Raw genomic sequence first — 14,117 nt, forward strand, 5'->3', positions numbered from 1 at the left:
AGGCCATCATCGCGGGCAAGCCCGCTCCCACAGGATTTGTGTGTGGCGCAGAACACTGTGGGAGCGGGCTTGCCCGCGATGGGGCCCTTCCAGACGCTACTTAAACCAGCGTCATCAAAGCCTCACGGCTGAATGGCAGAATGTCCTGCTCACGACCGTCGCGCACTTTCTGCGCCCAGTCCGGATCCACCAGCAACGCACGCCCCACGGCCACCAGATCGAATTCATCGTTATTCAACCGCTCCAGCAGTTTTTCCAGGCTGGCCGGTTGGGCGATCTTGTCGGTGTTGACCATGAATTGCAGGAACTCGCCATCCAGGCCGACGCTGCCGACGGTGATGGTTGGCTTGCCGGTGAGTTTGCGGGTCCAGCCGGCCAGGTTCAGCTCGGAACCGTCGAACTCCGGCTCCCAGAAACGGCGTGTCGAGCAGTGGAAAATATCCACGCCAGCGTCGGACAACGGCTTGAGGAACTCACCCAACGCCTCTGGCGTCTGCACCAGGCGCGCGGTGTAATCCTGCTGCTTCCACTGCGAGAAACGGAAGATAATCGGGAAACCCTCACCGACCGCTGCACGCACCGCCTGAATCAGTTCGATGGCGAAGCGCGAACGGTTCGCCAAGCTGCCACCGTATTCGTCAGTGCGCTGATTGCTGCCTTCCCAGAAGAACTGGTCTACCAGATAACCGTGGGCACCGTGGATTTCCACGCCGTCCATACCGATGCTCTGAGCATCCTTGGCGGCTTGGGCGAACGCGGCAATCACGTCCTGGATATCTTCCTTGGTCATGCCGTGAACCACGACCTGACCGTCCTTCAATTTTTCCGACGGACCGTAACCCGGCACGCTGGCGTCCGGCTCGGTGCCGATGCGGCGCACGCTGCCCACATGCCACAGTTGCGGAACGATTTTCCCGCCCTCGGCATGCACCGCATCGACGACTTTCTTCCAGCCGGCCAATGCCGCTTCACCGTAGAAGTGCGGCACGTTCGGATAGCCGTTGGAGGCCTTGTGACCAACGGTGGTGCCTTCGGTGATGATCAGCCCAACCCCGGCAGCGGCGCGACGACGGTAGTACTCGATCACTTTGGAATTGGGCACGCCGCCCGGCGAAAACGAGCGGGTCATCGGCGCCATGACGACGCGGGTCGGCAACTCGAGAGCGCCTAGGTGAAAAGGCTTGAACAGGGCTTTGACAGGCATGGGACGCTCCACGGGACATAGACTTTATGACGACGATAATATGGAGACTGCCAAGCCTTGAACAGCACTATTGATTTAAGTGATTAAGGATTAGAAACGAAAAGATCGCAGCCTTCGGCGGCGCGTAGGAGCTGCCGAAGGCTGCGATCTTTTGATTTTGATTTTCAGCTCAGCGCTTTTTCAATCGCATGAACAACGGTGGGATCATCCGGCGCCGTACGCGGCGAGAATCGCGCCAACACGCGACCATCCTTACCCAGCAGGAATTTCTCGAAGTTCCAGGTGATGTCGCCCGGAAATTCCGCGCCTTCGCCCGCCAGCAGACGATACAACTGATGACGCTCATGACCGTTGACTTCCAGCTTGCTGGACAACGGAAAGGTCACGCCATAGTTGAGGCTGCAGAACGCCTGGATCTCCTGCTCGGTACCCGGTTCCTGCCCGGCAAACTGGTTGCATGGCAAGCCCAGCACACTGAAACCCTTGTCCTTGTATTGCTGGTAGAGGTTTTCCAGCGCCGCGTACTGTGGTGTCAAACCACATTTGGAGGCAACGTTGACCACCAGCACGACACGCCCCTTGAAGGGCGCCAAAGGTAGCTCCTGACCATCCAGGGCTGTCAGTTTAAGGTCGTGAAAAGCACTCATGACGAACTCCAAATTCCAGTGTTTTTCTCAAAACAGCCACTTGGCGGTGCCATCAAGGACAGCCGCGGACTAAAAAGGCGCCCTCGGGCGCCTCTCCAGCTCTCGAAAGCTTAGCGCAGAAAATCAGTGGTGATGGCCACCTTCGCCATGGACGTGACCATGAGCGATTTCTTCCTGGCTGGCGTCACGGATGTCGATGATCTTGACCTGGAAATTCAGGCGCTGACCGGCCAACGGGTGGTTGCCGTCGACAGTGACATCGTCGCCGTCCAGATCACGAATGGTGACGATCTGCATCTGGCCATCCGGAGCGGATGCGTGGAACTGCATGCCCACTTCCAGCTCGTCGACGCCTTCAAACATGCTGCGGCTCAAAGTGCTGACCAGTTCGGCAGCGTATTCGCCGTAGGCATCTTCAGGTTCTACAGCGACAGTCAGTTCGTCACCGACTGCTTTGCCTTCCAGAGCCTTTTCCAGGCCCGGGATGATGTTACCTGCGCCTTGCAGGTAGACCAGCGGCGCGCCGCCGGCGGAGCTGTCGATGACCTCACCAGCGTCGTTGGTCAGGGTATAGTCGATGGAGACAGCCTTATTGGCGGCGATCAGCATGGGGCGAGACCTTTTGCATAAGAATATTGAAAGACCAAGTTTAGCGAAGCAATCGCCCGAAAGCGAACACAACCCGGACAGACGGGGCGCAGTAGAGGGTTCGACGGTCACAGGCTTCCATCAGGATGAAGACGGACACTGGGTAGCCGAGCTTTCCTGCGGCCATACCCAACACCTGCGGCACCAGCCGCCGTGGCAATCCCGGGCCTGGGTGCTTGACCCTTCGCTGCGTAATGAAAAAATAGGCCAACCCTTTGATTGCGGATGGTGCGCACAAGGCTCGGTTAGCGATAACCTTGACGACTGAATTTCGGTAGAACGCCAGCCATAGGCGCTCACCATTGCCATGCACCCTTAGAGAATCCGCATGCAAACTTTTTTTATCGCGCCCACCGATTTTGGTGTGGGTCTGACCTCCATCAGCCTCGGGCTGGTGCGTACGCTTGAGCGGGCCGGTCTCAAAGTCGGCTTTTTCAAACCGATTGCCCAGCCGCACCCGGGCGACACGGGCCCTGAACGCTCCACCGAACTGGTGGCCCGCACCCACGGTTTGAAACCGCCTCAGCCACTGGGCCTGGCCCACGTTGAGCGGATGCTCGGCGACGGTCAGCTGGACGAACTGCTCGAAGAAATCATCACCCTTTATCAGCAAGCCGCTGTCGGCAAGGACGTGCTGATTGTCGAAGGCATGGTCCCGACCCGCAGCGCCAGTTACGCGGCGCGGGTCAACCTGCATTTGGCCAAGAGCCTGGACGCCGATGTGATTCTGGTCTCGGCACCGGAAAACGAAGTGCTGACTGAATTGTCCGGCCGGGTGGAATTGCAGGCGCAATTGTTCGGCGGGCCGAAAGACCCGAAAGTCCTGGGCGTGATCCTCAACAAGGTCAAGACCGACGAAAGCATGGAGGCCTTCGCCTCGCGCCTGAAGGAGCACTCGCCGTTGCTGCGCAGTGGCGACTTCCGCCTGCTCGGCTGCATCCCGTATCAACCGGAGCTGAATGCACCGCGCACCCGTGACGTGGCCGACCTGATGGGCGCTCAGGTGCTCAACGCCGGCGACTATGAAACCCGGCGCATGACCAACATCATCATCTGCGCCCGCACCGTGCGCAACACTGTGGAGCTGCTCAAACCCGGTGTGCTGGTGGTAACCCCCGGCGATCGCGACGACATCATCCTCGCCGTCAGCCTCGCGGCGATGAACGGCGTGCCCCTGGCCGGCCTGTTGCTGACCAGCGACACCCTTCCCGACCCGCGCATCATGGATCTGTGCCGTGGCGCCTTGCAGGCCGGCTTGCCGGTGTTGTCGGTCAGCACCGGTTCCTACGACACCGCCAACCAGTTGAACAGTTTGAACAAGGAAATCCCGATCGACGACCGCGAACGTGCGGAAATCATCACCGATTTCGTCGCCAGCCACCTTGACGCCAACTGGCTGCACCAGCGCTGCGGCACGCCACGGGAAATGCGCCTGTCGCCAGCGGTGTTCCGCTACCAGTTGATCCAGCGCGCCCAGGCCGCCAACAAGCGCATCGTGTTGCCCGAAGGCAGCGAGCCGTTGACCGTGCAGGCCGCCGCGATCTGCCAGGCCCGCGGCATTGCCCGTTGCGTGTTGCTGGCCAAACCGGCGGACGTCGAAGCCGTCGCCCGCGCCCAAGGCATCGAGTTGCCGCCGGGGCTGGAAATCCTCGATCCGGACCTGATTCGCGAACGCTACGTCGAGCCAATGGTTGCACTGCGCAAGACTAAAAGCCTCAACGCGCCGATGGCCGAACAACAACTGGAAGACACCGTGGTGATCGGCACCATGATGCTGGCGCTGGATGAAGTGGACGGCCTCGTGTCCGGGGTCATTCACTCCACCGCCAACACCATCCGCCCGGCCCTGCAACTGATCAAGACCGCGCCGGGCTGCACGCTGGTGTCGTCAGTGTTCTTCATGCTCTTCCCCGAGGAAGTGCTGGTCTACGGCGACTGCGTGATGAACCCGCACCCGAGCGCCAGCGAACTGGCCGAAATCGCGCTGCAAAGCGCCGACTCGGCAGCCGCCTTCGGCATCACCCCGCGCGTGGCGATGATCAGCTACTCCAGCGGTGAATCGGCCAGCGGCGAAGAAGTCGAGAAGGTTCGCGAAGCGACGTTGCTCGCCCACGAACAGCAAAACTCACTGCTGATCGACGGCCCGTTGCAGTACGACGCCGCCGCCAACGAAACCGTGGCCCGACAATTGGCGCCGAACAGTCAGGTGGCCGGTCGTGCCACGGTGTTCGTGTTCCCCGACTTGAACACCGGCAACACCACCCACAAAGCCGTGCAGCGCAGCGCAGACTGCGTCAGCCTCGGGCCGATGCTGCAAGGCCTGCGCAAACCAGTGAATGACCTGCCGCGCGGCGCGCAGGTCGACGACATCGTCTACACCATCGCGTTGACCGCGATTCAAGCTGCCAACCGACCTTTGGATGTTTAAATGCTGGATTTTCTACCTGCACCCGTGCGCGGCGTGATCGCCTCGCTGCTGTTGGCGCTGAACACGATTGTCTGCTGCACGCCGCTGTTCATCGTGGCGATCTTCAAACTGCTGCTGCCCTTCCCCGTCGCCCAACGTTTTACCGATTGGCTGATGAGCCATATCCACGAAGCCTGGATCAGCAACAACAAGGCCTGGATGGATCTGCTCGGGCACACGCGCTGGCAGCTCAGCGGGCTGGAAGGCCTGGACTATCAGCACTCGTACCTGATCACCAGCAACCACCAGAGCTGGGTCGACATCATGGTGTTGCAGTACGTGCTGAACCGGAAGATTCGCCCGCTGAAGTTCTTCCTCAAACAGCAACTGATCTGGGTACCGGTGATTGGTCTGGCGTGGTGGGCGCTCGGTTTTCCGTTCATGAAGCGCTACTCCAAGGCCTACCTGGAGAAGCACCCGGAGAAGAAAGGCAAAGACCTGGAAACCACCCGCAAGACCTGCGACAAGTTCCGCAATAACCCGGTGGGGATTTTCAACTTCGTCGAAGGCACGCGCTTCACCGAGGGCAAGCACGTACAGCAGAGCTCACCGTTCCGCTACCTGCTCAAGCCGAAAGCGGGTGGCATTGCCTTCGTGCTGGATGCCATGGGCGACCAGCTGGAAGCCATCGTCAACGTGACCATTCACTATCCGGCCGGGCGTCCGGGTTACTGGAATTTGCTCTGTGGGAACGTGAAGGATGTGGTGGTGCACTTTCAGGAGCTGAAGATTCCGCCGCAGTTCGTCGGCAAAAACTATGACCAGGATGGGGTGTATCGGCTTGAGTTTCAGGGTTGGATCAATCAGCTGTGGAATGACAAGGATGCGTTGCTGGGGCAGATGCACCGTGAGTATCCCGCCAAGTAACAAGGAGTCTGTACCGGCCCCATCGCGAGCAGGCTCGCTCCCACAGTTGATCTTCAGTGGACACAAAATTTGTATTTCATTGAGAACCAATGTGGGAGCGAGCCTGCTCGCGAAGGCGTCCTCCCAGACACAAAAAAACCCGCCGATGATCACTCATCGGCGGGTTTTTTATTAGTGGCTAACGCTTAGATCGCGCCACGTTTACGCAGCAGATCCAGCACTTGCTTGACGCTTTCTTCCAGCGAAAGCGACTGGGTGTCGATCACCAGATCGGCATTCAGTGGCACGTCGTACGGGAAGGATTCGCCCGGGATGTTATCCCCGGCCGCCGCATACAGACCTTGCGGATCACGCTCGGCACAGACCGTCGGAGAGGCCTGGACGTAGACCGTCAGCAGACGCTCCTTGCCGATCAGCTCCCGGGCCTGCTCACGACCTTCAGCACTCGGCGCAACGAAGGCTGCCAAGGTCAACAGACCCGCTTCGTTGAACTGACGCGCAACGTGCGCTGCGCGACGCCAGTTTTCGGTACGCCCGGCGCGATCCTGTGGCAGACCTTTGTTCAGGTCGTGACGCAGGTTCTGGCCATCGAGTACAAACACCGCACGACCCAGGTCGAACAGCTTGCGCTCAACGGCGTAAGCCAGGGTGCTTTTGCCTGCGCCCGACAGGCCGCTGAACAACACGGTGGCCGGTTGCTGGCCGAAGCGCAGAGCACGTTCTTCGGTAGCCACGTGAGCCAGTTTGCCGTGGTGGGTGCTGGTGCCATGGCTCAACGGTTGGGCGATGATCATGCCGGCCGCGACCGTGCCGTTGGTCAGTCGATCGATGACGATGAACGAACCGGTGGTGCGGTTGCTGTCGTAACCGTCCAGCGCGATGGCCGCGTCGAGGCTGATCTTGACCCGACCGATCTCGTTCAACTGCAGCGAGCTGGCGGGACCTTCGGCCAGGGTGTTCACGTCCACGCGATTGACGATGCTGGTGATCGAACCCGGCACGTAAGTCGTGGCGCGCTTGATGTCGTATTTCTTGCCCGGCAGCATCGGCTCTTCGGCCATCCACACCAGCATGGCGTCGAAGGCGTCAGTCACTTGCGGCTGGTTGTCGGCATGCACCAGCAAGTCGCCGCGGGAGATGTCGATTTCGTCTTCCATGGTCAGCGTCACGGCTTGACCGGGACCTGCATGCTCCAGTTCACCTTCGAAGGTGACAATGGATTTCACGCGGCTGCTCTTGCCCGACGGCAACACAACGACTTCGTCGCCCTTGTGCACGATGCCGCTGGCCAGGGTGCCGGCAAAACCACGGAAGTTCAGGTTCGGACGGTTGACGTACTGCACCGGGAAACGCAGGTCGGTGTAGTTGCGGTCGCTGGCGATTTCGACGGTTTCGAGGATTTCCATCAGCGACTGGCCGGTGTACCACGGCGAGCGCTCGGACTTGTTCACCACGTTGTCGCCCTTGAGCGCGGACATCGGCACGAACGCCATGGTGGTCGGCTTGAACGCGATGCCTTCGGCGAACTTCAGGTAATCGGCCTTGATCGACTCGAACACGCTTTCGTCGAAGCCGTTGAGGTCCATCTTGTTGATGGCGACAACGATGTGCTTGATGCCCAGCAACGAGGCGATAAAGCTGTGGCGACGGGTCTGGGTCTGCACGCCGTAACGGGCGTCGACCAGGATGATCGCCAGGTCACAGGTGGAGGCACCGGTGGCCATGTTACGGGTGTACTGCTCATGGCCGGGGGTATCGGCGATGATGAACTTGCGTTTGGCGGTGGAGAAATAGCGGTAGGCGACATCAATGGTGATGCCCTGCTCACGCTCGGCCTGCAAGCCGTCGACCAGCAATGCCAGGTCGATGTCTTCACCGGTGGTGCCGACTTTTTTCGAGTCGCGGGTAATGGCTTCCAGGTGATCTTCGTAGATCATCTTGGAGTCGTGCAGCAGGCGCCCGATCAGGGTGCTCTTGCCGTCGTCGACGTTGCCACAGGTAAGAAAGCGCAGCATTTCCTTGCGTTCGTGCTGGCCCAGATAGGCGAGGATGTCCTCGCTGATCAAATCAGATGCGTGCGACATGACAACCCCTTAGAAATAACCCTGACGTTTCTTTTCTTCCATCGAACCTGCGCCATCGTGATCGATGACTCGGCCCTGGCGTTCGGAAGTTCGCGTCAGGAGCATTTCCTGAATGATGTCGGTCAGGCTGGTGGCCTCGGACTCGACCGCACCGGTCAACGGGTAGTCGCCCAGCGTACGGAAACGGACCTTCTTCTTGACGATGCGCGCCTTGTCTTCGTCGCTCAGGTGATTGAGCAGGCGCTCGTCGTCGATCATGATCCAGGTGCCATTCATCTCGATAACGTCGCGCTCGGCGGCGAAATACAGCGGCACGATCGGGATACCTTCGAGGTAGATGTACTGCCAGATGTCCAGTTCGGTCCAGTTCGACAACGGGAAAACACGGATCGATTCGCCCTTGTTGACCTTGCCGTTGTAGACGTTCCACAACTCGGGACGCTGGTTTTTCGGGTCCCAGCGGTGCTTGGTGTCACGGAAGGAATACACGCGCTCTTTAGCACGGGATTTCTCTTCGTCGCGACGGGCGCCACCGAATGCGGCATCGAAGCCGTACTTGTCGAGAGCCTGCTTGAGGCCTTCGGTCTTCATGATATCGGTGTGCTTGGCACTGCCGTGGGTGAGCGGGTTGATACCCTGTGCAACACCCTCGGGATTCACATGCACCAGCAGGTCCAGACCGAGTTCTTCGACCATGCGGTCGCGGAACGCGTACATTTCCTTGAACTTCCACTGGGTGTCGACGTGCATCACCGGAAACGGAAGTTTGCCCGGGAAGAATGCCTTGCGTGCCAGGTGCAGCATCACGGCGGAGTCTTTACCGACGGAGTACAGCATCACCGGGTTATCGAACTCGGCGGCGACCTCGCGGATGATGTGGATGCTTTCGGCCTCCAGCTGTTTCAGATGCGTCAGTTTGTCGACCATGGCTACTCACGAAAACGATCTTATGGACGGCCTGCGGGCCGTGTTCGAGCGGGGAATCCTAGCACAGCGCCCTCTTCTAATCAGGACGCTGGCTAGATCGAAAGGGTATATGAATATACCTGCCTGTTCGGGTGTACTGGGTCCTGTGGGAGCGAGCCTGCTCGCGATAGCGGTGTGTCAGTCACATCAATGTCGAATGTGACGTAGCCATCGCGAGCAGGCTCGCTCCCACAGTGGATATGGGGTGATTCAGATAGGGTTCGGGCAATCAATAAAGATGTGCTCGAGGGCGAAACGTCGCGCCAGGTAATCGCCCAAAGCCTGCACGCCGTAACGCTCGGTGGCGTGATGGCCGGCGGCGATGAAGCTGATGTCGTTTTCCCGGGCGCTGTGGAACGTCTGCTCGGAGGCTTCGCCGCTGAGGTACAGATCGACGCCCGCCAACACCGCCTGATCAATGTACCCCTGGCCGCCACCGGTGCACCAGCCGACCCGACGAATCATCGCGCTGCCTTCGATCAGCAATGGCTCGCGCCCCATGACTTCCTGCACGCGACGGGCGAAATCGCGAGGGGTCATCGGTTCGTTCAACGAGCCGACCAGGCCAACAACTTTCAGATTGTCCGGATCCAGCGGGCCTTCGACGGTGATGTCCAGTTGCCGGGCAAGCTGCACGTTATTACCAACTTCCGGGTGCAGATCCAGCGGCAAGTGATAAGACAGCAGGCTGATATCGTGCTTGAGCAAGGTTTTCAACCGGCGCTGCTTCATGCCGGTGATGCACGGGTTTTCACCTTTCCAGAAATAGCCGTGATGCACCAGCACCAGATCGGCCTGGGCCTCTACCGCGGCGTCCAGCAACGCCTGGCTTGCAGTAACACCGCTGACGATACGCATCACTTGCGGCCGGCCTTCGACCTGCAAGCCATTGGGGCAGTAATCGGCGATCTTCGCACTTGCCAGGTAGCGGTCGGCTTCTTCGACCAGGGTGCTCAGGGCGACGGCCATAAAAGACTCCTAAATATCCCATTCAGAGGCGCGCTTGGCCTCGTATAATGCGCGACATTATGGGCGGTCTCACACCGCCTGCAACCTCTGTAGGACTTGCTTAATGCTCAAGGCGCTGCGTTTTTCCGGCTGGCCGCTGTTGGCCGGCGTGCTTATCGCTCTATTGATTATGCAGCGTTATCCGCAATGGGTCGGGCTACCGAGCCTGGACGTGAATCTGCAGCAAGCCCCGCAAACCATCGGTCTGCAGCAGGGCCCGGTGTCCTATGCCGACGCGGTGACCACGGCCGCGCCGTCGGTGGTCAATCTGTACACCACCAAAGTGGTCAACAAGCCCAGCCATCCGCTGTTCGAAGATCCGCAGTTCCGCCGCTTCTTCGGCGACAACTCGCCCAAGCAGAAGCGCATGGAGTCGAGCCTCGGTTCGGGCGTGATCATGAGCCCGGAAGGTTATCTGCTGACCAACAACCACGTGACCAGCGGTGCCGACCAGATCGTGGTGGCGCTCAAGGATGGCCGTGAAACCCTGGCCCGGGTCATCGGCAGCGACCCGGAAACTGACCTCGCGGTATTGAAGATTGACCTGAAAAACCTGCCATCGATCACCGTCGGCCGTTCCGACAATATCCGCATCGGCGACGTGGCCTTGGCCATCGGCAACCCCTTCGGCGTCGGCCAGACCGTGACCATGGGCATCATCAGCGCCACCGGGCGCAATCAGCTGGGGCTGAACAACTACGAAGACTTCATCCAGACCGATGCCGCGATCAACCCCGGCAACTCCGGCGGTGCACTGGTGGACGCCAATGGCAACCTGACCGGCATCAACACGGCGATCTTCTCCAAGTCCGGCGGTTCTCAGGGCATCGGCTTCGCGATCCCGGTCAAATTGGCGATGGAAGTGATGAAGTCGATCATCGAACACGGCCAGGTGATTCGCGGCTGGCTCGGCATCGAAGTACAACCGTTGAGTCAGGAACTGGCGGAATCGTTTGGTCTGTCGGGACGTCCGGGGATTGTGGTCGCGGGGATTTTCCGTGACGGCCCGGCGCAAAAGGCCGGCCTGCAACTGGGCGACGTGATCCTTAGCATCGACGGTGAACCGGCCGGCGACGGTCGCCGTTCGATGAACCAGGTGGCACGGATCAAGCCGACCGACAAGGTCACCATTCAGGTGATGCGCAACGGTAAAGAGCTCAAGCTCACGGCAGAAATCGGTCTGCGTCCGCCACCCGCGCCGATCAAGGAAAAAGAAGAGTAGGAGCTGCCGAAGGCTGCGATCTTTTCGAGGTCTTTGAAAGCACAGAGACAGCTAGCCTTAAACGAATACATTCTCATTAGGCATGTTATATTGTTTCAATACTACTATTGGAACAACATAACATGTCGTCTCGAACAATGGCTTCCCTCGCAGGCCTGGCCCTCGGTTTGCTGGGGGATCCGGTCTTTGCCGAAGAATCGCAAACCGTTGAACTGGACGCCATCAGCGTCACCTCCGACTACGAATCCCCCACCGGCCCGGTCAACGGTTACCGCGCCACACGCTCCTCCAGCGCCACCAAAACCGACACCGCCCTTCGCGATATCCCGCAATCGATCAGTGTGATTCCCGTCAGTGTGCTCAAGGACTTGGGTAGCACCAGCGTCGAACGCGCACTGGAATTTGCCGGTGGCGTGTCTAAACAGAACAATTTCGGCGGCCTGACGCTCTACGAATACAGCGTGCGCGGCTTCACCACGTCGGAGTTCTACAAGGACGGTTTCAGCGCCAACCGTGGCTATCCAAGCACGCCGGACGTGGCCAACATCGAACGCATCGAAGTGCTCAAAGGCCCGGCCGCCAGCCTCTATGGTCGTGGCGATCCGGGCGGCACGGTGAACATCGTCACCAAGAAACCCCAGCCCGAAGCCTTCACCACACTGCAAACCAGCGCCGGCAGTTGGGATCGCTATCGCACCGCCGTGGACGCCAACACACCGCTGGATGATGACGGCAACGTTCTGTCCCGGGTGAACCTGGCCGTCGAGGACAACCACAGCTTCCGCGATCACGTCGACAGCCAGCGTGTGTTCGTTGCGCCCTCCTTCAGCTGGCAACTGAACCCGGACACCAGCCTGTTGGTGGAGAGCGAGTTCGTGCGCCACAGCTCGACCTTCGATCGCGGTATCGTCGCGCCGAACAATAAATGGAGCGGTGTCTCCCGTTCGACCTTCCTTGGTGAACCCAACGACGGCAACATCGACAACCATAACAATCTGCTGCAAGCCGCCCTCGAACATCAGCTCAACGACCGCTGGAAACTACGCCTCGCCAGCCATTACAAGGAAGGCAAGCTCTGGGGCTTCGCCTCCGAAAACCGTCCATTGAACGCCGACGGCCACACCATCAACCGTCGCTATCGCGAGCGCGATACCAACTGGCATGACAGCATCACCCAACTCGAACTGCGTGGTTTGTTCGACATCGGCAGCTGGCAACACGAACTACTAATTGGCAGCGAATACGAGAATTTCCGCAAGAACGAACGGGTCACGACCATTGCCGGCGGCCCGTGCGCCATCGATATCTATCGACCGATCTACGGCCAGCCGAAACCCAATGGCGCACGCTCCGGGACCGACTTCTTCGAGCACGTCGAAAGTCAGGCACTGAACCTTCAGGACCAGATCGTCTTCACCGACAAACTGCGCGGCATGCTCGGTGCGCGCTTTGAGCATTTCGAACAAAGCATCAACGATCACAGCCGCAACGCCACCAGCCGCCAGCGCCACGATGCCCTGACCCAGCGGGCCGGCCTGCTCTACCAGATGACGCCCGAAGTGGGCTTGTTCGCCAACGCCTCCACCTCGTTCAAACCGAACAACGGTCTGGACGCCGCCGGCAAATCCTTCAACCCGGAAGAAGGCGTCGGTTATGAAGTCGGGATCAAGAGCGAGCTGTTCGATGAGCGCTTGAGCACCACCCTCGCCGCCTTCCATATCGAAAAGGAAAACGTCCTGGCGCTTGATCCCAGCACCGATTCCAGTCGCGCCATGGGCAAGGCCCGCAGCCAGGGTGTCGACCTGCAAGTCACCGGGCAAGTAACCGATGCCGTGCGAGTAATCGGTGCTTTCGCGTACATCGACGCCGAAGTCACCCAGGGCGACAAGGTCATTCCCACTGGCAGCCGAATTCTTGGCGTGGCCAAACGCAGCGGCAGTCTGTTGGGTGTTTATGAATTTCAGGACGGCTATTTGCGCGGTTCGGACCTTGGTGCAGCGTTCACTTATGTCGGCGATCGCTCGGGTGAAGCCGGCAGCGACTTCGAACTGCCGGCCTACCACACCGTCGACCTGCTGGCCCATTACAAGGCCAGCGAAAACGTCACCGTGGGCCTGAACCTGAACAATCTTTTCGACGAGAAATACTTCGAGCGCTCCTACAGCAACTACTGGGTCAACCCCGGAGAGCCGCGCAATTTCACCGTCAGTCTGACACTCAACCTGTAAAAGGACGTCCACCATGCGACACCTAAAATCCCTGGCGCTACTCAGTCTGTTGTGTGCCGGCCAAGTCTCGGCCCACGGTCTCTGGACCGAAGAACGTCGCGGCAACATCGAAGTCATCTACGGCCACGGTGCCGAAGACAACGCCTTCAAGGCACAGAAAATCAGCGGCGCGTGGGCCTATGACGTAGCCGGAAAAATGATCCCGGTGAACGTGCAACGGCTGGCCGACCACGCCCGCCTGCAACCGTTGAAACCACCGGCGGTGATGGCCGTGGCGCTGAACAATGGCATGTGGTCGCAGACGGCGGATAAGAAATGGATCAACGAAGGGCGCAGCAAAGTACCGGGGGCCATTGAGTCGACCCAGACCTTCAAGTACAGCCTGGCGATCTACCAGCCGGGGACGAAGCTGCCGAAGCTCGATCAGATGAAACTGCTGATTCTGCCGGAGGTTGATCCGCTAACCGTGGGGCCGGGCAAGTCGTTGCCGGTTCGGGTGCTGCTGGACGGTAAGCCGGCGGCGGGCGTGAAGTTGGTGGGCGACTATCGCAGCGCGCCGAATACGTTAAGCACCGAGACCGATGCAGAGGGTCGGGCGCAAGTATTGGTGCGTAATGAAGGGTTGAATGTGATTGCGGCGCAGATGGAGATTCCGCTGAAGGACAACCCGGATGTCGCGACGCGCGGGTTGTTCACGTCGCTGACCTTCCTGGGCGAAGCGCATCACGAGTAACCCACAACCCCCTTGTGGGAGCGAGCCCTGCTCGCGATAGCGG

Annotated in this window: 12 protein-coding genes; 6 read left to right on the forward strand and 6 right to left on the reverse strand. The window is 59.7% G+C overall.

Features of this window, described 5'->3' with window-relative positions; all coding sequences use genetic code 11:
* Positions 1-100 precede the first annotated feature (100 nt).
* The 3 genes from ACZ9IM_RS08420 to ACZ9IM_RS08430 all read right to left on the reverse strand — a co-directional run bounded on the left by ACZ9IM_RS08420 (position 101) and on the right by ACZ9IM_RS08430 (position 2,460).
* Entirely contained in the window at positions 101-1,204 is a 1,104-nt protein-coding gene (locus ACZ9IM_RS08420; RefSeq protein WP_008008644.1) for an NADH:flavin oxidoreductase, read from the reverse strand.
* Positions 1,205-1,368: 164 nt separating this feature from the next.
* Positions 1,369-1,851 (reverse strand): glutathione peroxidase, encoded by a 483-nt coding sequence (locus ACZ9IM_RS08425; RefSeq protein ID WP_427623321.1) that lies wholly within the window; start codon positions 1,849-1,851, stop codon positions 1,369-1,371.
* 123 nt (positions 1,852-1,974) lie between these two features.
* Positions 1,975-2,460, reverse strand: a complete 486-nt coding sequence (locus tag ACZ9IM_RS08430) for an FKBP-type peptidyl-prolyl cis-trans isomerase (protein WP_007901600.1) — start codon at positions 2,458-2,460, stop codon at positions 1,975-1,977.
* Between ACZ9IM_RS08430 and ACZ9IM_RS08435 the strand changes: the two genes are divergently transcribed.
* The 3 genes from ACZ9IM_RS08435 to ACZ9IM_RS08445 are packed head-to-tail and all read left to right on the forward strand — an operon-like array spanning position 2,429 to position 5,833.
* Positions 2,429-2,767: a DUF3565 domain-containing protein gene (locus ACZ9IM_RS08435; RefSeq protein ID WP_476223695.1), complete on the forward strand. Its 339-nt coding sequence runs from the start codon at positions 2,429-2,431 to the stop codon at positions 2,765-2,767. The genes ACZ9IM_RS08430 and ACZ9IM_RS08435 overlap by 32 nt on opposite strands.
* Positions 2,768-2,827: 60 nt before the next feature.
* The gene (pta, locus tag ACZ9IM_RS08440; RefSeq protein WP_123499023.1) at positions 2,828-4,927 is read left to right on the forward strand and encodes a phosphate acetyltransferase; all 2,100 of its coding nucleotides are present in this window, start codon (positions 2,828-2,830) and stop codon (positions 4,925-4,927) included.
* Entirely contained in the window at positions 4,928-5,833 is a 906-nt protein-coding gene (locus ACZ9IM_RS08445) for an acyltransferase (RefSeq protein ID WP_476223696.1), read from the forward strand.
* Between the two features lie 185 nt (positions 5,834-6,018).
* Here the strand turns inward: ACZ9IM_RS08445 and cysN are convergent, their stop codons facing one another.
* From cysN to ACZ9IM_RS08460, 3 genes are all read right to left on the reverse strand, one after another.
* Positions 6,019-7,917 (reverse strand): sulfate adenylyltransferase subunit CysN, encoded by a 1,899-nt coding sequence (gene cysN / locus ACZ9IM_RS08450; RefSeq protein WP_476223697.1) that lies wholly within the window; start codon positions 7,915-7,917, stop codon positions 6,019-6,021.
* Between the two features lie 9 nt (positions 7,918-7,926).
* Positions 7,927-8,844 (reverse strand): sulfate adenylyltransferase subunit CysD, encoded by a 918-nt coding sequence (cysD, locus tag ACZ9IM_RS08455; protein ID WP_008008639.1) that lies wholly within the window; start codon positions 8,842-8,844, stop codon positions 7,927-7,929.
* A 249-nt stretch (positions 8,845-9,093) separates the two neighbouring features.
* Positions 9,094-9,852 carry a Nif3-like dinuclear metal center hexameric protein gene (locus tag ACZ9IM_RS08460; protein ID WP_401175006.1) on the reverse strand — a complete coding sequence of 253 codons (759 nt, stop codon included), beginning with the start codon at positions 9,850-9,852 and terminating at the stop codon, positions 9,094-9,096.
* 103 nt (positions 9,853-9,955) lie between these two features.
* Here ACZ9IM_RS08460 and algW point away from each other — a divergent pair, with 103 nt between their 5' ends.
* The 3 genes from algW to ACZ9IM_RS08475 all read left to right on the forward strand — a co-directional run bounded on the left by algW (position 9,956) and on the right by ACZ9IM_RS08475 (position 14,074).
* Positions 9,956-11,113 carry a Do family serine endopeptidase AlgW gene (gene algW, locus ACZ9IM_RS08465; RefSeq protein WP_427623330.1) on the forward strand — a complete coding sequence of 386 codons (1,158 nt, stop codon included), beginning with the start codon at positions 9,956-9,958 and terminating at the stop codon, positions 11,111-11,113.
* Between the two features lie 122 nt (positions 11,114-11,235).
* Positions 11,236-13,341 (forward strand): TonB-dependent siderophore receptor, encoded by a 2,106-nt coding sequence (locus tag ACZ9IM_RS08470; protein WP_476223698.1) that lies wholly within the window; start codon positions 11,236-11,238, stop codon positions 13,339-13,341.
* 13 nt (positions 13,342-13,354) lie between these two features.
* On the forward strand, positions 13,355-14,074 hold the full coding sequence (locus ACZ9IM_RS08475; RefSeq protein ID WP_476223699.1) for a DUF4198 domain-containing protein: 720 nt from the start codon (positions 13,355-13,357) through the stop codon (positions 14,072-14,074).
* Positions 14,075-14,117 lie beyond the last annotated feature (43 nt).

Source organism: Pseudomonas sp. TE12508 (assembly GCF_056279485.1).